The following is a 21,556-nucleotide window of genomic DNA, read 5'->3' as shown; positions in this document are numbered from 1 at the left end:
CTAGGCCGCCCCGCCCTTCTGCTCCTTCTCGTCGTCCACGATCTCCGCGTCCACCACGCCCTCGTCGTCCTGCGGTGAGGTGTGCTCGGTGCCCGTGCCGGTGGTGCTGTCCGTCGGGGTCTGCTGGGTCTGGGCGTACATCGCCTGGCCCATCTTCTGGCTGACCGAGGCGAGCTTCTCGATTCCCGTGCGCAGGGCGCTCGTCTCGGCGTTCTGCTCCAGTTGCTGCTTGAGGTCGGTGATCGCCGACTCGACCTCGGACCTGGTGTCCGCCGGGACCTTGTCCTCGTTGTCGCGGATGAACTTCTCGGTCTGGTAGACGAGTTGCTCGGCCTGGTTGCGGGTCTCGGCCGCCTCGCGGCGGTTGCGGTCCTCCTCGGCGTACTGCTCGGCCTCCCGCATCATGCGGTCGATGTCGTCCTTCGGGAGCGCCGAGCCGCCCGTCACCGTCATCTTCTGCTCGCGCCCGGTGGCCAGGTCCTTGGCGGAGACGTGCATGATCCCGTTGGCGTCGATGTCGAAGGCGACCTCGATCTGCGGGACGCCCCGCGGGGCCGGCGGCAGGCCGGTGAGGTCGAAGACGCCGAGCTTCTTGTTGTACGCCGCGATCTCGCGTTCGCCCTGGTAGACCTGGATGCCGACGGAGGGCTGGTTGTCGGTGGCCGTGGTGAAGATCTCCGAACGCCGGGTGGGGATCGTCGTGTTGCGCTCGATGAGCTTCGTCATGATGCCGCCCTTGGTCTCGATGCCGAGGGACAGCGGGGTGACGTCGAGGAGCAGGACGTCCTTGACGTCGCCGCGGATGACGCCCGCCTGGAGGGCCGCGCCGACGGCCACGACCTCGTCGGGGTTGACGCCCTTGTGCGGGTCCTTGCCGGTGAGTTCCTTGACGAGGTCGGTGACGGCGGGCATGCGGGTGGAGCCGCCGACGAGGATGACGTGGTCGACCGCGGAGAGCTTGATGCCGGCATCCTTGACCGCCTGGTGGAAGGGGGTCTTGCAGCGGTCGAGGAGGTCCGCGGTGAGCTCCTGCAACTGGGCGCGGGTCAGCTTCTCGTCGAGGTGGAGGGGGCCCTCGGCGGAGGCGGTGATGTAGGGCAGGTTGATCGTCGTCTCGGAGGAGCTGGACAGCTCGATCTTGGCCTTCTCGGCACCTTCGCGCAGCCGCTGCAGCGCCATCTTGTCGTTGCCGAGGTCGATGCCGTACGACCCCTTGAACTTCTTCACGAGGTGCTCGACGATGCGCTGGTCCCAGTCGTCGCCGCCCAGGTGCGTGTCACCGTTGGTGGCCTTGACCTCGATGACGCCGTCGCCGATCTCCAGCAGCGAGACGTCGAAGGTGCCGCCGCCGAGGTCGAAGACGAGCACCGTCTGCTCCTCGCCCCGGTCGAGGCCGTAGGCGAGGGCGGCGGCCGTGGGCTCGTTGATGATCCTCAGGACCTTCAGGCCCGCGATCTCCCCGGCCTCCTTGGTGGCCTGCCGCTGGGCGTCGTCGAAGTAGGCGGGGACGGTGATCACCGCGTCGGTGACGTCCTCGCCGAGATACGACTCGGCGTCCCGCTTCAGTTTCTGCAGCACCCGGGCGGACAGCTCCTGCGCCCGGTAGCGGGTGCCGTCGACGTCCCCCTGTTCCGGGAAGCGCCAGGGTCCGTCACCCATGTGCCGCTTCATCGAGCGGGCGGTGCGCTCGACGTTCGTCACCGCCTGCCGTTTGGCCACCTCCCCCACGAGTACCTCGCCGTTCTTGGCGAAGGCCACGACCGACGGTGTGGTCCTGGCCCCCTCCGCGTTGGCGACAACCGTGGGCTCGCCGCCCTCCAGGACGGCCACCACCGAGTTCGTGGTCCCGAGATCGATCCCGACCGCGCGTGCCATCGCTGTCCCCTTCCGCCAGGGCGCCCCTTGAACTCCAGCACAAAACTTGAGCGGGTTCTTGTCAATGGGACGGGTGACCGGGAGGCGGGGTGCCAAACGGAGGCTGAGCGCCCGCTCAGGATTCGGGGGGCCGGCCCGGAGGGCCGCCCCCCCGGGGCTCCCCCTGCGGAGCGCTACGCCAACTTCGCCGTCAGCGTGATCGTCGTACCCGTCAGCGCCTGGCTGACCGGGCAGTTCTTCTTGGCATCCTCCGCCGCCGCGGCGAAGCCCTCCTCGTCGAGGCCGGGAACGGTGCCCTCGACGGTGAGGTGAACGCCGGTGATGCCCTCCCCCGGCTGGAAGCTCACGTCGGCCGAGGTGACGAGCTTGGTGGGCGGCGTGCCGGCACCCGCCAGGGCGTGCGACAGCGCCATGGAGAAGCAGCTGGAGTGCGCGGCGGCGATCAGCTCCTCGGGGCTGGTCTTGCCGCTCGCGTCCTGGGAGCGCGAGGCCCACGTGACCGGCTGGGCGGCGATGGCACCGGAGGAGTCGAAGTTGACGACACCGTTGCCCTCGAGCAGGTTGCCTTCCCAGACGGTGTGTGCGGAGCGCGTGGTAGCCACGATTCTTCCTTTCGCGTGGGGGCCCGTTTCCTGGGTCCGTGTCCCCCATCCGATCACACTCGGGCTCACTGCACCCGGAAGACCGGCCCACGGGGGGTGAACGGCAGGCGTCGGCCCTGGGGAATCAGGTACGCGTGCTCGCGCCGCACCCGCAGCACGTCGCACCAGCCGTCCGTGATGACCAGGACGGGCGCGCCCGGCGGGAAGTCGTCCACGCGCTGCAGCAGGTCGATCCCGGGCTGCAGGACCGTACCGCCGCGGCCGTGCACCCGCACCCGCCCGGCGATGTCCGTCACCGGCACATACCCGGCGTCGTACGGTGCCGCGTCGCAGAACACCACCCGCGCCGCCGGTACGTCCCGGGCCGCGGCGTAGGAGGCGATGGCGCCCAACGCCTTGCCGAGCAGCACCCGGTCCATGGAGCCGGAGGTGTCCAGGACGACGCCGAAAGTGCAGCGGGCGATCTCCTCGGGCGGGAAGTAGCGTCCCGCGCGCGGGATGTCGGGCGTGGACGACTGGCGGCGCGAGGGGCGGGCGTAGGTCCGGACCGGCTCCGGGCGCGGCACGAACTCGTCGAACCAGCGGGCGAGTCGGGCGTCCCAGGGCAGCGGCGGGTGGCTGAGCGCGCGGATCTCCTGGACCAGGCCGCCGGGCAGGAAGCCGCGCTCCTGCTGCTGGTGCAGGTCGAGCCCCTGGGAGAGGCCGCGGCGGTAGAACTCGTCGAGGTCGCACGTGTCGCCGGGCGCGCCGAGCGGGGCGCCCAGCACATCGCCGACGCCCTTGCCGCGCAGGGTGCCCAGCCGGCGCATCCGGCGCAGGTCGCCGACGATCCGGTCGTACACCTCCTCGGCGGACAGACCGGTGAACTGCGCGTCGTACAACAGGCCGTGGGGCATCTCGCCGACCTGCATCTCGCGCAGCCAGCCGTTGATGACGTAGTCGCAGGCGACGTTGAACAGGTACGGGTCGCGGGTGCCGCAGCGGTCGCCGTGGCGCAGGGCGGCGTGCAGCATCTCGTGGGCGAGGATGAACCGCCACTCCTCGTCCTCGAAGTGGCGCAGCGGGTTGATGTAGATCTCGCCGGCCTCGGCGTTGACGGCGGCGACGGAGATGCCGTGCGCGTGGGCGAGTTCGGCGTCGGCGACCAGTTTGATGCCGGCCGCGATGCCGCCGAGCAGCGGGTAGGAGGTGATGAACCACTCCAGCGCCCACTGCCAGGGCCGCTTCTTGAGCGGCTCGCCGTCCAGGGAGTCGCGGCGGCCGCCCGCCATGTCCATCGCGGCGGAGACGGTGCGGGTCAGCGCGGTGGCGAACGCCAGCTGGTGGTCCGGGGGCTGGTGGTACCAGCCGCGCCATTCCACGAGCAGCTGGTCGGGCTCACCGCCCGCGGTACCGCAGTGCTCGTACGCGGCCGGGAGCCCGTCGCGTCGCCAGTGCGCGGCGAGTCGCTCCTCGTCGCCGTCCGGGTACGACAGGGGCCGGTCGTCCGGGGCACTGCCTACGGGGAAGGACAGCAGGAAGCGGTTGACGACCACGCAGCGCGCGGCGATGTCGTAGCGGTCGGGCTGCTCGCGCTCCCCCTTCGCCGCCGGGACGTGGCCGAAGCCGAGGTGGAGAACGGCGTGCGCGATCGACCAGGCCCATACGGCGGGATCGGCGATGCGGGCCGGGTGGGCGTGCAGCGTGCCGCTGGAGGAGACGCGGACGAGTCCGTCCCGGGGCGCCGTCTCGCACTTCTCGTCGCGGCAGACACTGAACTCGACGGCGGCGAGCGCGGGGTTGGCCCGCACCAGCCGCATCCCCTCGGCGAACGCCTCGGCCGCGACGTCCCGCTTCTTCTTGGCGGGAGTCCGGTTGGCGGGCGTCCGGCTCATCGCCGCGCCTCGACCAGCCGCGGCATGTCCCGCGCCGCCTCCACCAGGAACCAGGCGGGCAGGACCGGGTTGCCGTCGGCGTCGGAGGCGATGACGCTCTGGGCGACCTCGACGGAGATCTCCGCGAGCTGCACCAGCAGCGACTTCGCGCGGTACGCGGTCTGCCGGCCGCTCGCCGACATGTGCTCCTTGCTCGCGGGCAGCTCCTTGACGAGGCGGCCGCGGAAGGACTCGGCGAGGTAGTAGAGCAGGTCGCGGTCCTCCATGCGGTGCGGCCATCGAGCGTCGCCCTTGATGATCGCCTCGATGCCGAACTGGCTGCGCACGATCTTGACGTAGCCGCAGAACGCGGTGGCGTGTACGGGCGTCAGCGTGCCGTGCGCGAGCACCTTCAGCGTCGCCTCGTCGAGGCCCTGGCCGAAGGAGTGCAGCGCGTCGGAGAGCATGTGCCAGGAGCGGGGCGTGGAGAACGGCTCCTCGGTCTTCGGCGGCTTGGACCACAGGTGGTCGGGCCGGTCGGTGAGGTGGTCCAGGATCCACGGGTGGATGCCGTTGTTCGCGGCCCAGGTCAGCCAGTCCTTGGCGGACGCCTCCAGGTGGACGTGGGTGAGACGGTTGACGAGCGCGGAGGCGATGGGGCGGGCGAGCGCGTTGTCCGTCGCCCGGTTGCCGGCGCCGATGACGATCGAGCCCTTCGGCAGCTCGTAGTTGCCGATACGGCGGTCCAGGATCAGCGAGTAGAACGCCTTCTGCACATCCGGGGTGGCGGCGTTCAGCTCGTCCAGGAACAGGCAGTACGGCTCGTCGCGGGCGATCGCCTCCGGCGGGCAGAACACCGACCGCCCCTCCCGGATCTGCGGCACGCCGATCAGGTCCTCCGGCGCGAGCTGCGTGCCGAGCAGGCTCACGCACTCCAGCCCCAGCGACTCGGCGAAGTCCCTGACGAGCGAGGACTTTCCGATGCCGGGGGCGCCCCAGATGAAGACCGGCCGCACGGTGGCGAGGCCGAGAAGGAGCTCGGGGATACGGACGGGCGTGACGGTGACGGCTGCCTGCAAGGAAGAGGCTCCTTGGGAGTGTTCGAGGGGTTTGCGACTCGAACAGTGTGTGCCTACGGTCCCTCGGACGCAGCCGATTTTCAGGCGGCCCGCTCCTCCGGCTCCACCGCCAAGGGCACCTGAGGGCCGTTCGCTTCACCCAGCCACCGGCGCAGCACGCGGTGCACCTGCTCGGCGCCGACGAGGTCCTCCCCGTCGTCGACCGGCGCGGAGAAGGCGAGCGGCGACAGCAGGAACGGCTTGCCCTGCGCCCCGCCGAGCCCGCCGTGCGAGCCGATCTGCTCCTCGAAGGCGAGGACCTCGCCCCCGTCGGCCGGGTCGTACGCGGAGTTGACCATGATGTCGGCGGCGTTCGGGAAGGAGTGCGTGCGGCGTACGGCGTCGGCGGCACCCGGCCCGAAGACCTCCAACGGCCCCGGTCTGTCGTCGAGTTGGTCCAGCGGGATCTCCGCGCCGTACGCGCCGAGCACGAGCCCGCCGTGCTCCTCGCTGCGGACGAGCACGAAGCCGACGCCGGGGTGGTTGGCGAGGGTGGTGAGCAGGGCCGGGTGGCGGGCGTCGATCTCCTCCTTGGTCATCCGGTGCGGCACGTCCGGGAAGGAGACCAGGCCGAGGTTGCCGGACGCGAGCACGAGCGGCTCCGAGCGGCGGCGGGAGGGGCGATGCGCCTCGCCGCCCTCCTCGACGGGCCGACGCAGCGCGGCGCGCACCGCCGCGCGGGCCTCGGCGCCGCTGTGGGTGCGCTGCGCCTTGCGCGGCACGGGCAGCCCGCAGCCGGCCCGCACCAGGTCGCCGAGGCCGAGGCCGTAGCGGGCGCGGAAGGTCTCGCCGGGGCTCTGGCCGTGGTCCGACAGCACGACGATCCGGTACGGCCGTGGCGCGTGCTCGGCGACGTTCTCGATCAACGCCAGCGCCCGGTCGAGGCGTTCGAGGACCTTCTCGGCGTCCCGGCTGCACGGCCCGGAGTGGTGGGCCACTTCGTCGTACGCCACGAGGTCGGCGTAGACGGAGGTGCGCCCGGCGAGCATGTCGCCCATCACCGCGGCCACGACGACGTCCCGTTCGACGACGGTCGCGAAGGCGCGGACGAACGGATAGAGGCCGCCGCGGGAGACCCTCGGGCGGACCTTGCGGACGCGGGCCCGGGTGGACTGGGCGATCTCACGGCCGACCTCGGCGACGAAGGACAGGGCGGTGCGCACGGCGTTGGCCGGGTCGGAGAAGTAGGCGAAGTAGCCCGCCCGGGAGCGGTTCTCCCGGCTGCGGCGCTTGGTGGCGATGGACAGCACGAGAGCCTGCTCGTCGGCCCCGCCGCTGAAGAGGTTGCCGCGGCTGGCGCCGTCGGCGGTGAGCAGTCCGCCGTCGCCGGTCCGGTCGACGGCGCGGCGCTGGAGTTCGGCGGCGCTGGTGGGGCGGTTGCAGACCATCACCTCGCGGCCGGCCTTCTCGTACCAGCGGAAGGCGGGCACGTCGTGGTTGCTGCCGTGCAGGATGCCGAGCTGGCTGGCGCCGGTCTGGCTGGACCAGTCGGTGCGCCAGGGGGTGAGCCGGTGGGTGGGGCGGGCGCCGTCGACGGTGACGGTACGGTCCCCGTCGCTGTCGCTGTCGCTGTCGCTGTCGCTGTCGCTGTCGCTGTCGCCGAGCCAGCGGGCGACGGTCGGCATCAGATCCTTGCCGACGGCGTCGCGCAGGACGTCGTGGCCCACGCCGTCGAGCTGCAGGAAGACGGTGCCGGGGCTGGACGGGCCGGGTGGCAGCGCTCTGCGGCGGCGGTCGGCGAGGCGGTACAGCCTGCGCCGGTACGCGTCGTCGTCCCGTACGGCGAGGGCGGCGCCGGTGGCGGAGGCGACGGCGGACATCACGGCGGCGACGATGACGGCGGTCTCGGGGGCGGCCTCGCTGTCGCCGGAGGGGACCAGGCGCAGGGCGACGATGAGCAGCGAGCCGTTGAGGAAGAACACCAGCAGGCCGAGCACGAGGGCGGGCACCAGCAGCAGGAGCCGTACGAGGAGGGGCCAGAAGATCGCCGAGAGCAGACCGAACGCGCCGGCGCCGAGGGCCGCGGTGACGGCGATACTGGTGGCGCTGTCGCCGTCCGCGGACTGGAGCTGGAAGTCGGGCAGGATCCCGGCGAGCACGAGCATGGTGACGGTGGAGACCGCCCACACGGTGACGCTCCGCCCGACCTGACTGGCAACCCGCCGCCAACGCCTACCACGCACGCCCAGCCCACCTCACGTCCCGACCCACCACCCCGAAACGGGCCTTTACGCCCCCAGCCTGGCACACGCCACCGACACCTGAGATTCACGGACCGGCGACCGGAGGCGCAGTCAGAAGGTGATCGTCAACGCCCGTCGTACCCGGCCGTCGGCATCGACAGCCTCCGATGCACCCGAGCCTTCATCTGCGCGTCGTACAACGGCTCCGCGCGCCCCACGATCTCCACCCGCGCCCCCCGCCGGGCGCACTCCGCGGTGAACTCCTCGACGGACGACAACGCGCTCTCCAGGACCCTCCGGCTGGGCGCCACGAACAGGTCGAGGCCGGGCCGGACGCCCTCCCACAGCACACTGTGGTCCGCCCGCAACCGGCGTACCAGGAGTTCGCGGGCGACGACATACCCGTGCTCCGCGGCCCAGCGCGCGCACATCGCGTGCTGGCTGCGGGAGTCCACCAGGAAGGGGTCGGCGTCCAGCTCTTCGAGAGGCGTCAGACTGGCGATCGCCGTCACTCGCACTACGGATGACCCCATGGCGTCCCCCTCACCTCCGGGTTTCGCCGCCGACCCTACTCCAGCCCGTACGCTTCGGGGAGTCGCGCGAAGGAGGCAAAGAAGGTGCCGGTGGAGATCACCTGGTGGGGTCACGCCACTTGCACGGTCGACGATTCGAACGTACGCGTCCTCACCGACCCCCTGTTCGCCCGCCGGCTGGCCCATCTGCGCCGCCGCCGGGGCGCACTGCCGCCGCCCGGTGCCTGGCGCGCGGACATCGCCGTGGTCTCCCACCTCCACGCGGACCACCTGCACGTTCCGTCACTGGCGAGGCTGGCGCAGGGGACCCGTCTGCTCGTGCCACGGGGCGCGTTCCGTGCCGTCCCGGCGCTGCGCCGACTCGCGCATCTGCGGGTGACCGAGATGGCGCCCGGGGACGTGACGGCGGTGGGCGAGCTGGCCGTACGGGCCGTCTCCGCTCGGCACGACGGGCGGCGGCTGCCCGTCGGCCCGCACCGCTGCCCCGCCCTCGGATATGTCATCGAGGGCGAGGGGCGCACGTACTTCGCCGGGGACACCGGCCTGTTCGAGTCGATGGCGAAGGAGGTCGGCCCGGTCGACGTGGCGCTGCTGCCGGTGGGCGGCTGGGGACCGTATCTCGGGGAAGGCCATCTGGACGCGGGGCGGGCCGCCGAGGCGCTGTCCCGGCTCGCGCCGCGCAGTGCGGTGCCGGTGCACTACGGCACGTACTGGCCGATCGGCATGGACGCCGTGCGCCCCCATGAATTCCATGCGCCGGGCGACGAGTTCGCGCGGCTCGCCGCGGAGCGCGCGCCCGGCGTGTCGGTGCACCGGCTCGCGCACGGGGAGAGCGTGCGCCTGGAGGTGGCCCGGTGACGGTGCTGGCGGCCGCCGCGACGGTGGCGCCGACCGAGTCGACGCAGCAGGCGATCGGCTATCCATCACTGTTCCTGCTGGTGCTGATCGGGGCGCTGGTGCCGATCGTGCCGACGGGGGCGCTGGTGAGTTCGGCGGCGGTGGTGGCGTTCCACCAGACGGCGCCGTTCTCGCTGGCGCTGGTGTTCGTGACGGCGTCGACGGCCGCGTTCCTGGGCGATGCGACGCTGTACTGGCTGGGGCGGCGCGGCATGCGCTCCAAGAACGGCTCGCGCTGGCTGGAGGCGATCCGCTCGCGCGCGCCGGAGGAGCGGCTCACGCAGGCCCAGGAGAAGCTCGCCGAGCACGGGGTGGCCGTGCTGGTGCTGTCCCGGCTGGTGCCTGCGGGGCGGCTGCCGGTGATGCTGGCCTGTCTGCTGGCGAAGTGGCCGATGCGACGGTTTGCCCGCGGCAACTTTCCGGCGTGCCTCGCGTGGGCGGTGACGTATCAGCTGATCGGGATCCTTGGGGGGGCGCTGTTCGACGAGCCGTGGGAGGGCGTGGTGGCGGCGATCGCGCTGACCGTGCTGATCAGCACGGTGCCGAGTGTGTGGCGGAGGGTCCGGAGGGGGACCAAGGCCGCCTAGGCCCTGGTCCCGTGCGCGCCCCGGATACGTCCACGTCCTGTGTGCGGTCCTACTCCAGTACGCGCGAGGCTCCCACCGGCAGGTCCCACAGGTCCTCCCGGTCCAGCCCCGCCTTCTCCCACGCCGCACGCACGCGCGTGAGCGGTTCCAGGACCGGCTCCGCCGACAGCACGAACGTGGCCCAGTGCATCGGCGCCATCCGTCGCGCGCCGAGGTCCTGGGCGGCGCGGACCGCCTCCTCCGGGTCGCAGTGGACGTCGCTGAGCCACCAGCGGGGGTCGTAGGCGCCGATGGGGAGCAGGGCGACGTCGATGTCGGGGTAGCGCTCGCCGATGCGGCCGAACCAGTGGCCGTACCCTGTGTCGCCCGCGAAGTACACGCGCTGTCCGTCGGAGGCAGTGAGCACCCAACCGCCCCACAGGCTGCGGCAGGTGTCGGTCAGGGTGCGCTTGGACCAGTGGTGGGCAGGCACGAAGTCGAAGCGGACGCCGGACAGTTCGGCCGCCTCCCACCAGTCCAGCTCGGTGACCTGGGTGAACCGGCGGCGATGGAACCAGCCCGCGAGGCCGGCCGGCACGAACACGGGGGTGTCGCGCGGGAGTCGGCGCAGCGTGGGGGCGTCCAGGTGGTCGTAGTGGTTGTGGCTGATGACGACCGCGTCGACGCGCGGCAGGGCGCTCCAGGCGATGCCGACGGGCGTGATGCGGGTCGGGGTGCCGAGGATGCGGCGCGACCAGACAGGGTCGGTGAGGACGGTCAGTCCGCCGATCCGCACGACCCAACTGGCGTGCCCCGCCCAGGAGACGGCGACCGTGCGCGCGTCCACGCGGGGCAGCGGGGCCGGTGCGAAGGGCAGCCGCGGGATGTCGGCGAGGCCCTCGCGGCCGGGGCGTACGGCGCCCTCGCGGGCGAAGCGGGCGAGGGTCTTGATGCCGGGCAGCGGGGCGGTGAGACGGTCGTGGAAGGTCCGCGGCCACACCCGGCGTTCACCCAGCGGGCGGGGTGCGGCGAGCGGCCGGAACGTGGGCGCGAAGGGGGACGGGGCCACCGGAGCGCCGGTGTTCCGGGGCGTCGTACGCGGCGTGGTCGACATGGCTGACTCGGACTGCTGCGTCATCGAGGAGGCTCCCATCGCTGAGCGTCGTCGCGGAGATCGTCGAAGACCGACTTCACGTGGATCAACGCGCGTTGCACATGCGGCAGTTCCAACGGCGAGGGTGAGGTGATGCATTCCGCGCGTTCCGCCTCGCTGCCGGCCAGCAGCGGTCCGGTGGACAGCCGTACGCGCAGCGCGCCGAGGTCGTCGCCGAAGCGGTGCCCGCCCGGCGCGGGCATGCCGAGCCGGCCGGCGAGGAAGTCCTCCAGGTCGTGCGCGTCCCCCACGTCGTGCGCGGACAGCCCGTCGCGCAACGGGCCGAGGTCGAGGTACAGGTGCCGCCCGGCCTGCGGGGGCCGCGCGAGGGCACCGGCCCCTACGGCGGCCGCGTGCATGGCGCCGGCCACGCGCGCGTGCAGGCGTACGGCGGCGGTGACCCGCGCGGTGACCGGCTCGGGCTCGGCCAGCGCGTACCCGGCCGCGAGGGCGACCGGGCCGGCGACGCGGGCGCCCAGCGCGGTGAGCACGTCGAGCACGCGCGCGTGGAGGCTGTCGCCGACCTCGCCCGCGGGGAACCGGGCGACCGCGGCCGGCCAGCCCGGCGGGAGGTGGGCGCCCGACAGGTCGGTGACGACGGTGACCTGGTCGGGCAGCATCTCCGCGGGGCTGAGCAGCACGGTGTCGTGCGGGGCGTGCACGGTGTCGCGCCAGGTCTCGTCGCTGACGATGTGCAGCCCCTCGTCGGTGGCGGCCTCCAGGGTCTCGTGCAGCACTTCGGGCGGGGCCACGGTGGCGGTGGGGTCGTCGGCGACGGACAGTACGAGCAGCCGCGGGTCACCGCCCTCCGCACGGACCCGGCGGACGGTCTCCAGAAGGGCGTACGGATCCGGGACACCACCGCACTCGGCCGGTGTCCCCACGTGGAAGACGGGTCTGCCCAACAGGCGTGCGTACGGCGCCCACCAGGCGGCGCAGGGCCGCGGCACCAGGACGTCGCCGCCGAGCGCGGCGGTCAGCGCGAGCAGCAGCGCGGGCGCCCCGGGAGCGGCCACCGCCCGGTCGGGCTCGGTCGGCAGGCCACGCCGGTCCCAGTAACCGCACGCGGCCTCCAGGAGCGGGGCGCCGCCGCCGACCGGTTCGCTCTCGGCCCGCCCCGCGGCCGCGGCGAGCACGGCGGCCAGTTCGGGCAGCACGGGCAGCCCGTCGTCCGGGAGCGGCGGCCCGAAACGGACGGGGCCGTGGTCTTCGGGGTCCGTCCGGCGCATCCGTGCCTCCGCGCAGTGCCTGGTGCCGTAGTGGTTCGTCGGGGTCCGGTGCTCCGTGAGGGTCGGTGTTCCATGGTGCGGGTTCTGAGGTTCGGACGGATGAGGGGTTCGCACGGTGCGCTGGGTACCCTCCCGCTCTGCGTACCCATCGTGGCGCAACCCCATGGGCGCCCGCTGAGGTTGCGCCCGTCACAGCGTCGGTCGTCCGGACGCGGTGGCCGTGACGTGCGGCTCACTCCTCCGCGGTGGGCGTCTTGCGGCGCAGCCGGTACACCGCGCCGCCGAACGCGCCCGCGATCAGGAAGCCCCCGGCGACCAGGGCAGGGACGGAGTCGGTGAAGGCACCACCCGCGCCGGCCTCCACGCCACGATGGTTCGCCTCACTGCCGCAGTCTTCCGAGTGCTGCCCGCTGGTGCCCGAGTGGCGCCCGGTTTCGTACGAGTCGGGTTGGGACTTGTCGAGGTTGGGGTCGAGGTTGGGGTCGGCCTTGTCCGTGTAGAGGCCGGTCTCGTCGGCGTAGGGCTCGGCGTTGTCTCCATAGGGCACGGCCTTGTCCCAGTGCTGCTCGCTGCAGGAACTGCTGCCGCCCGCATCCCCGCTCCCGCCGCTCTCGGCGTCGTCTTTGCCTCCTTCGGTGTCCGCCGCGCCTGCCTCGACGTCTCCAGTGCCGCCCTCGGTGCCACCCCCGCCCCCTTCGGCGCCGCCCTTGCCGCCGCCACTGTCACGCGCCACCGTGAACGTCGCGCTCCACGGCTTGCCCTCCGCTCCGGATGCCGCCGGGCAGGTGCCGTCGACCGTCGACGCGGAGTCCGATCCGACCGCGTCCGGGTCGCCCTCGAAGTTCTCGGCCGCAGGGACGCGGGCGGTGCCGCTGTAGGCGGCCCCGGCCTCCTTCTCGCCCTGGCCGGGGACCTGTTTCAGCTGGACGGTGCCTTCCTCGAACGCCTGCGAGGTGGCTTCGAGGGTGGCCGGCGCGGACCCGCCGAGGGGGTCGCAGGAGACCGTGACGGTGACGCTGCCGCCCGGGGAGACGGTACCGGGGCTGACCTCCGCGGCCGGGTCCGCGGAGGCGGCCGAGGCGGCACTGCCGACGACGGCACCGGCCAGAGCGGCGACGGACAGGACACGGGCGGTGCGGCGCATGGGGTGAACTCCTTCGGCCGACGGCTGCGGGGGTACGGCGTTCGTGCCCCCGCAGCCATGACAGCCCGCCCCACGCCCGGGCGCGCGCGGCCGGGCACCATTCGCGGGACGGGGGACGGCCGAGTGGGTGACGCAGGAGGGGCGGCCGAAGTGAGTTGGGTTTCCGAACCCACTCCGCCCCAGCGCGTCCGGTATGCCAACTCACCCCCTCAGTTCATCAGCGCTGCCAGGTCCCGCTCCAGCCCGCGCCCCCGCCTGCTGACGACGCCGGCCGCGACGTCCGACAGCTTGCGGTTGGTGCCCTGCGAGATACGGCGCAGGACGCCGAAGGCGGCGTCGGCGTCGCAGCCGAGGACGTGCATGACGATGCCGCACGCCTGGTCGACGACGGGCCGGGAGCGCAGGGCGGTGCCCAGGTGGTCGAGCTCGGCGAGCGCGGCGCGGTAGGAGCGGTCGCGGACCAGGCAGCTCGCGGCGAGTTCACCGAGGGCGTGCACGGCCCCGTGCGGGGCGTCCTCGAGGGCGCCGGGCCGGAAGCTGTACAGGCTGAGCGTGACGGTCAGGCCGGAGCGGCGGAACGGGAGCGTGACGCTGGAGCGCACGCCCGAGTCGAGCGCCATGGCGCGGTACTCCGGCCAGCGTTCGTCGCGCAGCAGGTCGGCCGAGTCGACGGGCCTGCCGCGTTCCAGCGCGGCCGGAATGGGGCCGTCCCCGGACCGCAGCTGCACGGCGACGAGTCCGGCGAGGTCGGGATGGGTGACGGCGGCGGGCCGCTCGGCTCCCGCCTCGGCCACCATGCTGCTCGCTCCGCAGCAGTCGGCGGTACAGCGCACGGCCTGTTCGGCCAACTCGGACAACCTGCGCCCCGGCAGGGCGGCTTCGGCGGACTGGTCACCCCAGTGACCCACCTGTTCGTGAGCGGGCATCCTCAACTCCTCCTCTTCCGTGCGCGTTCCCGGTCCCGCGCGGGGAAAACAGGGAAGGCAGTGAGGAACAGGGAGAACCAGTTGGCACCCGCCGCCCCGGAACACCTCACCGCCAGCTAGGTTCATCCCATGGCGCAGACGGACGAATTCGGTGAAGAGCTCGCGGATTTCGTGCGCCGCGTCGCGGAACTGAAGGCGGCGCGGTCCCTCTCGGGCGGGGACCTGCCGACGGTCCTGGACGCGGCCATCTTCGAACTCGACCATGTCGCCGACCAGTTGTGGCCCCGGTACGAGCGGCTGTCCTCGGGCTACACGGGCTCCTCGGGCGGACTGCCCCGTACGGCGTCCGCCGACCGGCAGGAGCACCATCTGCTGCGGGCGGTGTTCCAGCGGTTTCCGCTGCCGGTGGCCCTCGTGGACCGGGAGGCGGTGGTGCGCAGGCTGAACTTCGCGGCGACATCCTTCACCGGCGTCCGGGCGGGCTATGCGACGGGACGTCCCCTGACCGGATTCCTCGCCCATGCCGACCGGGCGGCATTCCGTTCCCAGGCCGCGGCGGTGGCCCGCGGCGAGGGCGACCGCAGCCTCACCGTGCGCCTCCTGCAGCGCCCGTCCACACCGGTCCACGCGACCCTGACCGCCGTACGCCCGAGCGGGGAGCCGCACACCACCGTGCTGGTGGTGCTGCAGCCCGGCGAGCCGACCCCGGCCGCCACGCCGACGGCCCAGGTCCCCGACCTCGCCGAGACGACCCGGCACGTGGCCCTGACGGACCTCCAGGACGAGATGACCGCCACCCTCCTCACGGCACCGCGGGGCGACCGGGATGCGGTGGTCCGGCGGGCGGCCCAGGTCCTGCACGGCCGCTTCGCCGACTGGGTGATCGTCGACACGGGCGCCGCGCGGATGTCCCGTACGGCAGTGCTCGCCCCCTCGGAGAAGGAGGCGGCCGCGCTCGCGGAACAGGACCCGGCCACCTGCCCGCTGGCCACAGAGACGACACGCACCGGGTCCCCGTCCCTCCAGATACGCCCCGAGGACCCGGACGCCTTCGGCAGGGACGGGGAAGGCGCCCCCGTCCTGGTACAGGCGAACGTCACGTCACTGCTGTGCGTGCCTCTCGTGGCCGACAGGGCCGTACAGGGCGTCCTCACGCTGTTCAGATGTGGAGCCCGCCTGGCGTTCTCGATGGCGGAGGCCAAGGCGATGGACACCATGTCCCGCCACATAACGCTGGCAGCGACTGCAGCGCCCTGAGGTTGCCCTGAGGGTCCCCTCAGGGCACTGCCCGGCTCTCAGACCACATCACTCAGCACTTGTTCCCGCACCCGGCTGCAGCACCGGCTGATGAGCCGGGACACATGCATCTGCGAGATGCCCAGGTGCTCGGCGATCCGGCTCTGGGTCATGTCCTTGAAGAACCGCATGTACAAAATGGCCCGCTCACGCTCCGGCAGCGCCGCCAGTCGAGGCTTGACGGCCTCACGGTCCACGACCGTGTCCAGCGCCGGATCCGCGGAACCCAGCGCGTCGCTCAGCGAGTACCCGTCCTCGCTGCCGGGCAACTCCGCGTCCAGGGACAGCGCGGTGAAACTCTCCAGCGCCTCCAGGCCGACCCGGACATCGGCCTCGGTCATGTCCGCGTGCTGGGCGATCTCGCCGACCGTGGGCCTGCGGCCCGAGACGGTCTGCAGATCCTGAACGGCGAACCTCACACGGTTACGCAGGTCCTGCACCCGGCGCGGCACATGCAGCGTCCACATGTGGTCGCGGAAGTGCCGCTTGATCTCGCCGGTGATGGTCGGCACGGCGTAGCTCTCGAAGGCGTTGCCGCGCTCGGGGTCGTACCGGTCGACGGCCTTGACCAGCCCGAGGGCGGCGACCTGCCGCAGGTCGTCGAAGCTCTCGCCGCGGCTGCGGAACCGCCCGGCGAGCCGGTCGGCCATGGGCAGCCAGGCCTCGACGATCTTGTCGCGGAGGGTGTCGCGCTGCTGGCCCTCGGGCAGCGCGACGAGTGTGCGGAAGTCCTCCGCGGTGTCGGGGGCGTCGTCGTGCGGGTGGTGCTTCGCGCTCACTGAAGTGGGCATCGTGCGTCGCAACTCCCTTGGTTGTGCTCTGGCTTGGACGGTCACCATGGGAGTGCGGACGCGCACCGCAGCGGGGCACACCCGTGGCGGGAATCCCCGCTCCCACGGACGTGCCTCCTGTCCGAAGCACTGTTTCTTCGCCTGCCCCCACCCCCGGCCCGCAAACACCGGCACAGGTTTTCCACCGGCCCGCAGGGTCACTCGGAGCGGTGTCGCGCAGTCCCACGGAGCCCAGGAGGTCCCGCATGAGCACCAAGGTCGCCGACCACGTCCTGCAGCGCCTGCGCGAGTGGGGTGTGGAGCACGTCTTCGGCTGTCCCGGCGACGGCATCAACGGCCTGCTCGCCGCCTGGGGCCGGGCCGAGAACCAGCCCCGCCGGGGTCCGGGGTGTCCCCGGAAAATCACAGCATCCAGTCCCGGCACGAGGAGATGTCCGCGTTCCAGGCCGTCGGCCAGACGCACCGCACCGCGATGGGCGGCTCGTACCAGCAGGAGGTGGACCTGCACACGCTGTTCAAGGACGTCGCCTCGGACTTCGTGGAGACGGTGACGGTCCCCGAGCAGCTGCCGAACGTCCTGGACCGGGCGATGCGCACCGCGTACGCGCGCCGCGCCCCCACGGCGATCATCATCCCCGGCGACGTCCAGGAGTTCGACTACTCGCCGCCGACGCACGAGTTCAAGATGGTGCCCTCCAGACTGGACCGCAGCAGTTGGACGGCGATCCCCTCGGACGACTCGATCCGCAGGGCCGCCGAAATCCTCAACACCGGTGACAAGGTGGCGATCCTGATCGGCCAGGGTGCGTCCGGCGCGCGGGCCGAGGTGGAGCGGATCGCCGAACTGCTGGGCGCCCGGCGTGGCCAAGGCGCTGCTCGGCAAGGACGCCCTGAGCGACGAACTGCCGTACGTCACCGGCTCGATAGGCCTGCTGGGCACCCGCCCGTCGTACGAGCTGATGCGGGACTGCGACACCCTGCTGACCATCGGGTCCTCCTTCCCGTACACGCAGTTCCTGCCCGACTTCGGCAAGGCGCGGGGCGTGCAGATCGACATCGACCCGCACATGGTCGGGATGCGCTATCCGTACGAGGTGAATCTCGTCGGCGACGCGAAGGCGACGCTGGAGCGGTTGATCCCGGCAACGCCATCATCAGCTCCGACTCGGGCTCGGCGGCCAACTGGTACGCCCGCCACCTGACGCTGCGCCCCGGCATGCGCTCGTCGCTGTCCGGGACGCCGGCGACGATGGGCTGCGGGGTGCCGTATGCGATCGGCGCCAAGTTCGCCCACCCGGACCGCCCGGCGATCGCGCTGGTCGGCGACGGGGCGATGCAGATGAACGGCCTGGCGGAGCTGATCACGGCGGCGAAGTACAAGGACCTGTGGGAGGATCCGCGCCTGGTCGTCGGCATCTGGAACAACCACGACCTCAACCAGGTCACCTGGGAGATGCGCGCTATGGAGGGCGCCCCGTCCTTCGTGCCCTCGCAGGAGCTCCCCGACGTCCAGGACGCCGCCTTCGCCCGCTCCCTCGGCCTGACCGGCATCCGGGTGGAGAAGCCCGAGGACGTCGAGGCGGGCTGGCGCGCGGGCCTGGAGGCGACGGCGTCGTCGATCCTGAAGGGGGACGCGGACCGGGGGTCGATGGTCAGGCAGGGGTTCAAGGCGAAGGTGCAGGAGTTCTTGCCGGGGCGGGACAAGAAGCACCACCGACCCTGTTGAACGGCACTGAAGAGTTCAGTTGCGCACGAAACAGTTCAGCGGTCAGTTCAGTAGCGCGGTGAACTGTTCAGTGCCATACCTAGCATCGTGGTGTGGCTGAAGGTCCCAACGTCCCGCCACGTGTCCGGGTCAGCTGTCCCCGGCCAGCAGCGCTGCAGCGCACCCCAGATCCGGCCTGCGGCCCGAGGAGCAGTGGCGAATGGCCTCACACCACGCACATCCTGTGTCTCCCTGCGGTGCACCGCGCCGACCACAGTCCCCAGCGGTGTGCAGCAGTGGCTGCTCGGCGAGGTGCTGGGCATCGAGCCTCTTCCGGAGCGACCGCCCGTCCCCGCGGTCTCTCCGCGGCGCAGCCGGGCGCAGAAATGGGAGGCGAACTTGGCGGCGTCCCGCCAGTACCGCACCCGGGAGGGGCAACTGAACGTACCTCGATCGCACATCGAAACTGTTGACGGGGCGGAGCTGGCCCTCGGTGTGTTCATCGCCAACGCCCGTACTCGCAAAGCGAGTCTTGCTCCCGAACGAGTGGAGGAGCTGTCCGCTGTTGGTATGCGCTGGCAGCGAGTCGGGGAAAGGGGTCAGCTGGGCCGTGGTGGGCGTCGGCCTCGCACACGGTGAACGGACGGGCCTGAGTCAGCGGGGAGTCAGCCCGGGCCGTGGCAGTGCACGCGCGGCGGGTGCACATGGGCCGCTTGGGGAACTGTGGCCGCTGTCAAGCGAGTTCACGCGTCTACGGCCGTAGCCGCCTGCATGCGGGGCCGGCCCAGTTCCGCCGTGCCGCCCCGCGACGACGCGTTCACCTCGGGGCACTGGCCCCTCCAGCCCGCTGCCCTCCACCCAGCCTGGTGTCGATCCAAGCGATCACCAAAACCCTGCGCCCCTACGGCCACCAGACCGGCCGCCTGCGCCTGAACCGCATCCTCAACGAAGCCCAGCACACCAACGACCCCCTCCACCCCATCCGCCGCACAGCGGTTCTCCTGACTGCGCCGGATACCTCTGAGCGGGCAGACCAGGCCGGTTCGACATCCGTTAATCCGGCTTGAGAGCTCCACTCCGACAACTGCCGGGCTGGAGTCGGGGAACGGGCCGCGGACAGCCGTCGAGCCTCCTACCAGCTGCCGACGCCACGTGCCATATGTCACTTGGAATTAACTTGGCACTTGACTGCCACATGGCACTTGATGCCATAACGTGGGTTCATCCGATCGAACCGTGAGTTCAGGAGAACCCTCACCGTGAGCAAGTCCACCGTTGCCGAAGCTCCCGCCCAGAAGCCGGTCCCAGCAGCCCTGGGCATCCGCCGACTGCGTGGCCATCCGTGGCTGTCGTTGCTGGCCGTCGCGCTCGGCGTGATGCTCGTCGCGCTGGACGGGACGATCGTCGCCATCGCCAGCCCGGCCATCCAGAAGGACCTGGCCGCGTCACTGTCCGACATCCAGTGGGTGACCAACGCCTACCTGCTGGCCCTCGCGGTCAGCCTGATCACCGTCGGCAAGCTCGGCGACCGCTTCGGGCACACGAAGATCTTCCTGATAGGTGCGGTCGGCTTCGTCGCCTCCTCCGCCGGCATCGGCCTGACCGACGACATCAAGGTCATGATCGGCCTGCGCGTGGTGCAGGGCTTGTTCGGCGCGATGCTCCAGCCGACCGCGCTCGGCATCATCCGCTCCACGTTCCCGGCCGAGAAGCTGAACTCCGCGATCGGCATCTGGGGCGCGGTGGTCGCCGCGTCCACCGCGGCCGGCCCGATCGTCGGCGGTCTGCTGGTCGAGCACGTGAACTGGGAGTCCTGCTTCTACATCAACGTGCCCGTCGGCATCGTCGCCGTCGTCATGGGTCTGCTGTTCCTGAAGGACACCGAGCGCGACCAGAACTCCAAGTCCTTCGACGTCCCCGGGATCGTGCTGCTGTCCGGCACCCTGTTCCTGCTGGTGTGGGCCCTGATCAAGGCCCCCGACTACGGCTGGGGCGACACCAGGACCCTTGGCTTCCTCGGCGCCACCCTGGTCGTGGGCCTGCTGTTCGTGCTGCGTGAGCGCCGCACGAAGGAGCCGCTTCTGCCGCTGCGACTGTTCCGCTCCCTGCCCCTGTCGGCGGGCGTTGTACTGATGCTGATGCTGTCGTTCTGTCTGTTCGGGGCCATGTTCTACATGACCTTCTACCTGCAGAACGTGCACGGCATGAGCGCCGTCGACGCCGCCGTGCGGATGCTTCCCCTCACGGGCCTGATGGTTGTCGGCGCACCGCTGGCCGGCGCGCTCATCAATCGGTTCGGTCCGCGGCCGCCGATGGTCGCCGGCATGCTCCTGACGGCCGGAGCCCTGTTCGGTCTCGCCGGCCTCAACACCGGTTCGGGCGCCAACGACACCCTGGTGTGGTTCGGCATGCTGGGCCTCGGCCTGGCCCCGATCATGGTCGGCGCCACCGAGGTCATCGTCGGCAACGCCGAGGTCGAGCTGGCCGGTGTGGCCGGCGGTCTGCAGTCCACCGCCATGCAGGTCGGCGGTACCCTCGGCACCGCGGTCCTGGGCGCGGTGATGACGGCCAAGCTCAACGACGTCTTCGCCGAACGCTGGTCGGCCGCCCACCTGCCGCCCCTCAGCGGCGAGCAGCTCGCCCAGGCCAAGGAGGCGGTCTCCGTCGGCGTCGCCCCGGTCGCCCCCAAGACCCCGGCGCCCGTCGCCGAGGTCATCACGAACATCACGCACAGCGCCTTCATGGACGGCATGCATCTCGCGTTCGTCGTCGCCGGCGTCGTCGCCCTCGTGGGCGCCGCGATCGGCCTGCTGACCAAGCAGGGCCGCAAGGTCGAAGGCGCCGCCGTGCACATCTGACGTCCTGCCAGGCGGGCCGGCGGTCCGCCCGCAGGCGCGGGGAGCGCGCCGCCCGGCTTTGAGCGGTGCCGGACGGAGGGCCACGAAACACTCCCCGCTCGGCCGGGGCCCTCGTGGGGACGGCGGGCCCCGGCCTCTCCTTCTGCCCTGTGGCAGACTTCCAGCGGAAAGAGCGGAGGCAGGACGACATGACGGCTGAGGCGAAGCCCGGTCTGCGGGAGCGCAAGAAGATGCGCACCCGGTATGCGATCATCTCGACCGCCGTAACCCTGTTCGTGGAACGCGGTTACGACGAGACCACCGTCGCCGAGATCGCCGAAGCCGCCGAGGTTGCTCCCCGCACCTTCTTCCGCTACTTCGCGACCAAGGACGAGGTCGCCCTGGCCCTGATCACCGAGGCCGACGAGGCCATCTTTCCCGCCCTGGAGGCACGCCCGGCCGAGGAGCCGCCGGTCACCGCGTTCGCCAACGCGGCCCGTACCGTCGTGGAGCAGCTGATGGAGGCCGACGACGGCACCGGCGAACTGTGGACGCGCATCGTGTGGCTGCTGGAGAACTCCCCGCCGCTGCTAGCCGCCTATTTCCAGCGCCTCCTGTCGATCGAGGACCGTCTCGCGCGCAAGCTCGCCGAGCGCGAGGGTGTGGACCCGGACACCGACCTGCGCCCCTTTCTCGCCGTCGGCGCGGTCGGCACGGCCCTGCGCGCCGCCCATCACCGCTGGGCGGCTCTTCCCCAGGGCACGGCGGAGGATCTGGCCCGGCTGCGTGAGCAGGCCCTGCAGATCTTGAACGAGCCCCTCGACCGTCACTGGCGGGAGGGCTGAGCT

Annotated in this window: 18 protein-coding genes and 1 pseudogene; 8 read left to right on the top strand and 11 right to left on the bottom strand. The window is 71.7% G+C overall.

Annotated features, from left to right (window positions below):
• The 6 genes from dnaK to PBV52_RS40680 form a co-directional block, all read right to left on the bottom strand.
• The gene (gene dnaK, locus PBV52_RS40705) at positions 1-1,875 is read right to left on the bottom strand and encodes a molecular chaperone DnaK (RefSeq protein ID WP_274245807.1); all 1,875 of its coding nucleotides are present in this window, start codon (positions 1,873-1,875) and stop codon (positions 1-3) included.
• 173 nt (positions 1,876-2,048) lie between these two features.
• Positions 2,049-2,477 carry an OsmC family protein gene (locus tag PBV52_RS40700; RefSeq protein ID WP_274245805.1) on the bottom strand — a complete coding sequence of 143 codons (429 nt, stop codon included), beginning with the start codon at positions 2,475-2,477 and terminating at the stop codon, positions 2,049-2,051.
• A 65-nt stretch (positions 2,478-2,542) separates the two neighbouring features.
• Positions 2,543-4,351: a hypothetical protein gene (locus PBV52_RS40695; protein WP_274245802.1), complete on the bottom strand. Its 1,809-nt coding sequence runs from the start codon at positions 4,349-4,351 to the stop codon at positions 2,543-2,545.
• Positions 4,348-5,409 carry an ATP-binding protein gene (locus tag PBV52_RS40690; RefSeq protein ID WP_274245801.1) on the bottom strand — a complete coding sequence of 354 codons (1,062 nt, stop codon included), beginning with the start codon at positions 5,407-5,409 and terminating at the stop codon, positions 4,348-4,350. The genes PBV52_RS40695 and PBV52_RS40690 overlap by 4 nt, the downstream gene beginning before the upstream one ends.
• Before the next feature lie 80 nt (positions 5,410-5,489).
• Positions 5,490-7,631 carry a phage holin family protein gene (locus tag PBV52_RS40685; protein ID WP_274245799.1) on the bottom strand — a complete coding sequence of 714 codons (2,142 nt, stop codon included), beginning with the start codon at positions 7,629-7,631 and terminating at the stop codon, positions 5,490-5,492.
• A 125-nt stretch (positions 7,632-7,756) separates the two neighbouring features.
• The gene (locus PBV52_RS40680) at positions 7,757-8,164 is read right to left on the bottom strand and encodes a hypothetical protein (RefSeq protein WP_274245797.1); all 408 of its coding nucleotides are present in this window, start codon (positions 8,162-8,164) and stop codon (positions 7,757-7,759) included.
• An 84-nt stretch (positions 8,165-8,248) separates the two neighbouring features.
• Here PBV52_RS40680 and PBV52_RS40675 point away from each other — a divergent pair, with 84 nt between their 5' ends.
• The gene (locus PBV52_RS40675) at positions 8,249-9,022 is read left to right on the top strand and encodes an MBL fold metallo-hydrolase (RefSeq protein ID WP_274245795.1); all 774 of its coding nucleotides are present in this window, start codon (positions 8,249-8,251) and stop codon (positions 9,020-9,022) included.
• The gene (locus tag PBV52_RS40670; protein WP_274245793.1) at positions 9,019-9,648 is read left to right on the top strand and encodes a DedA family protein; all 630 of its coding nucleotides are present in this window, start codon (positions 9,019-9,021) and stop codon (positions 9,646-9,648) included. Before PBV52_RS40675 ends, PBV52_RS40670 begins: the two co-directional genes overlap by 4 nt.
• 49 nt (positions 9,649-9,697) lie before the next feature.
• Here the strand turns inward: PBV52_RS40670 and PBV52_RS40665 are convergent, their stop codons facing one another.
• The 4 genes from PBV52_RS40665 to PBV52_RS40650 all read right to left on the bottom strand — a co-directional run bounded on the left by PBV52_RS40665 (position 9,698) and on the right by PBV52_RS40650 (position 14,079).
• Positions 9,698-10,765: an MBL fold metallo-hydrolase gene (locus PBV52_RS40665; RefSeq protein WP_274245792.1), complete on the bottom strand. Its 1,068-nt coding sequence runs from the start codon at positions 10,763-10,765 to the stop codon at positions 9,698-9,700.
• On the bottom strand, positions 10,762-12,009 hold the full coding sequence (locus tag PBV52_RS40660; RefSeq protein WP_274245790.1) for an aminotransferase class I/II-fold pyridoxal phosphate-dependent enzyme: 1,248 nt from the start codon (positions 12,007-12,009) through the stop codon (positions 10,762-10,764). Before PBV52_RS40660 ends, PBV52_RS40665 begins: the two co-directional genes overlap by 4 nt.
• A gap of 232 nt (positions 12,010-12,241) precedes the next feature.
• Positions 12,242-13,153 (bottom strand): hypothetical protein, encoded by a 912-nt coding sequence (locus tag PBV52_RS40655; protein ID WP_274245788.1) that lies wholly within the window; start codon positions 13,151-13,153, stop codon positions 12,242-12,244.
• A 209-nt stretch (positions 13,154-13,362) separates the two neighbouring features.
• A complete protein-coding gene (locus tag PBV52_RS40650; RefSeq protein WP_274245786.1) occupies positions 13,363-14,079 on the bottom strand; it encodes an ANTAR domain-containing response regulator in 717 nt (238 codons plus the stop codon).
• Positions 14,080-14,208: 129 nt separating this feature from the next.
• On the opposite strand from PBV52_RS40650, the gene PBV52_RS40645 reads away from it, so the two are divergent.
• Complete coding sequence (locus tag PBV52_RS40645; protein ID WP_274245784.1) at positions 14,209-15,336, top strand: PAS domain-containing protein; 1,128 nt, start codon at positions 14,209-14,211, stop codon at positions 15,334-15,336.
• 38 nt (positions 15,337-15,374) lie between these two features.
• Here the strand turns inward: PBV52_RS40645 and PBV52_RS40640 are convergent, their stop codons facing one another.
• Positions 15,375-16,166 carry an RNA polymerase sigma factor SigF gene (locus tag PBV52_RS40640; RefSeq protein WP_274245782.1) on the bottom strand — a complete coding sequence of 264 codons (792 nt, stop codon included), beginning with the start codon at positions 16,164-16,166 and terminating at the stop codon, positions 15,375-15,377.
• A gap of 245 nt (positions 16,167-16,411) precedes the next feature.
• On the opposite strand from PBV52_RS40640, the pseudogene PBV52_RS40635 reads away from it, so the two are divergent.
• The 5 genes and pseudogenes from PBV52_RS40635 to PBV52_RS40615 all read left to right on the top strand — a co-directional run bounded on the left by PBV52_RS40635 (position 16,412) and on the right by PBV52_RS40615 (position 21,553).
• Positions 16,412-17,892, top strand: a pseudogene (locus PBV52_RS40635) (thiamine pyrophosphate-dependent enzyme).
• A gap of 87 nt (positions 17,893-17,979) precedes the next feature.
• Entirely contained in the window at positions 17,980-18,510 is a 531-nt protein-coding gene (locus tag PBV52_RS51475; RefSeq protein WP_306801463.1) for a helicase associated domain-containing protein, read from the top strand.
• 227 nt (positions 18,511-18,737) lie between these two features.
• Positions 18,738-18,938, top strand: a complete 201-nt coding sequence (locus PBV52_RS40625) for a hypothetical protein (protein ID WP_274245780.1) — start codon at positions 18,738-18,740, stop codon at positions 18,936-18,938.
• A gap of 246 nt (positions 18,939-19,184) precedes the next feature.
• Positions 19,185-20,729, top strand: coding sequence for an MFS transporter (locus tag PBV52_RS40620; RefSeq protein WP_274249872.1), 1,545 nt, complete (start codon positions 19,185-19,187; stop codon positions 20,727-20,729).
• Positions 20,730-20,917: 188 nt separating this feature from the next.
• On the top strand, positions 20,918-21,553 hold the full coding sequence (locus tag PBV52_RS40615) for a TetR/AcrR family transcriptional regulator (protein WP_020276841.1): 636 nt from the start codon (positions 20,918-20,920) through the stop codon (positions 21,551-21,553).
• Positions 21,554-21,556 lie beyond the last annotated feature (3 nt).

The sequence above is a fragment of the Streptomyces sp. T12 genome (genome assembly GCF_028736035.1).
Taxonomy (GTDB): domain Bacteria; phylum Actinomycetota; class Actinomycetes; order Streptomycetales; family Streptomycetaceae; genus Streptomyces.
The sequence above is the reverse complement of the archived record's forward strand: the minus strand, read 5'-3'. Positions and strand labels throughout refer to the sequence as shown.

Bases quoted from the DNA above. Each gene is read 5' to 3' on its own strand.
- PBV52_RS40665 (WP_274245792.1), bottom strand. From the start codon at position 10,765: ATGACGCAGCAGTCCGAGTCAGCCATGTCGACCACGCCGCGTACGACG.
- PBV52_RS40655 (WP_274245788.1), bottom strand. From the start codon at position 13,153: ATGCGCCGCACCGCCCGTGTCCTGTCCGTCGCCGCTCTGGCCGGTGCC.
- PBV52_RS40645 (WP_274245784.1), top strand. From the start codon at position 14,209: ATGGCGCAGACGGACGAATTCGGTGAAGAGCTCGCGGATTTCGTGCGC.
- PBV52_RS40640 (WP_274245782.1), bottom strand. From the start codon at position 16,166: ATGCCCACTTCAGTGAGCGCGAAGCACCACCCGCACGACGACGCCCCC.
- PBV52_RS40680 (WP_274245797.1), bottom strand. From the start codon at position 8,164: ATGGGGTCATCCGTAGTGCGAGTGACGGCGATCGCCAGTCTGACGCCT.
- PBV52_RS40650 (WP_274245786.1), bottom strand. From the start codon at position 14,079: ATGCCCGCTCACGAACAGGTGGGTCACTGGGGTGACCAGTCCGCCGAA.
- dnaK (WP_274245807.1), bottom strand. From the start codon at position 1,875: ATGGCACGCGCGGTCGGGATCGATCTCGGGACCACGAACTCGGTGGTG.
- PBV52_RS40695 (WP_274245802.1), bottom strand. From the start codon at position 4,351: ATGAGCCGGACGCCCGCCAACCGGACTCCCGCCAAGAAGAAGCGGGAC.
- PBV52_RS40660 (WP_274245790.1), bottom strand. From the start codon at position 12,009: ATGCGCCGGACGGACCCCGAAGACCACGGCCCCGTCCGTTTCGGGCCG.
- PBV52_RS40615 (WP_020276841.1), top strand. From the start codon at position 20,918: ATGACGGCTGAGGCGAAGCCCGGTCTGCGGGAGCGCAAGAAGATGCGC.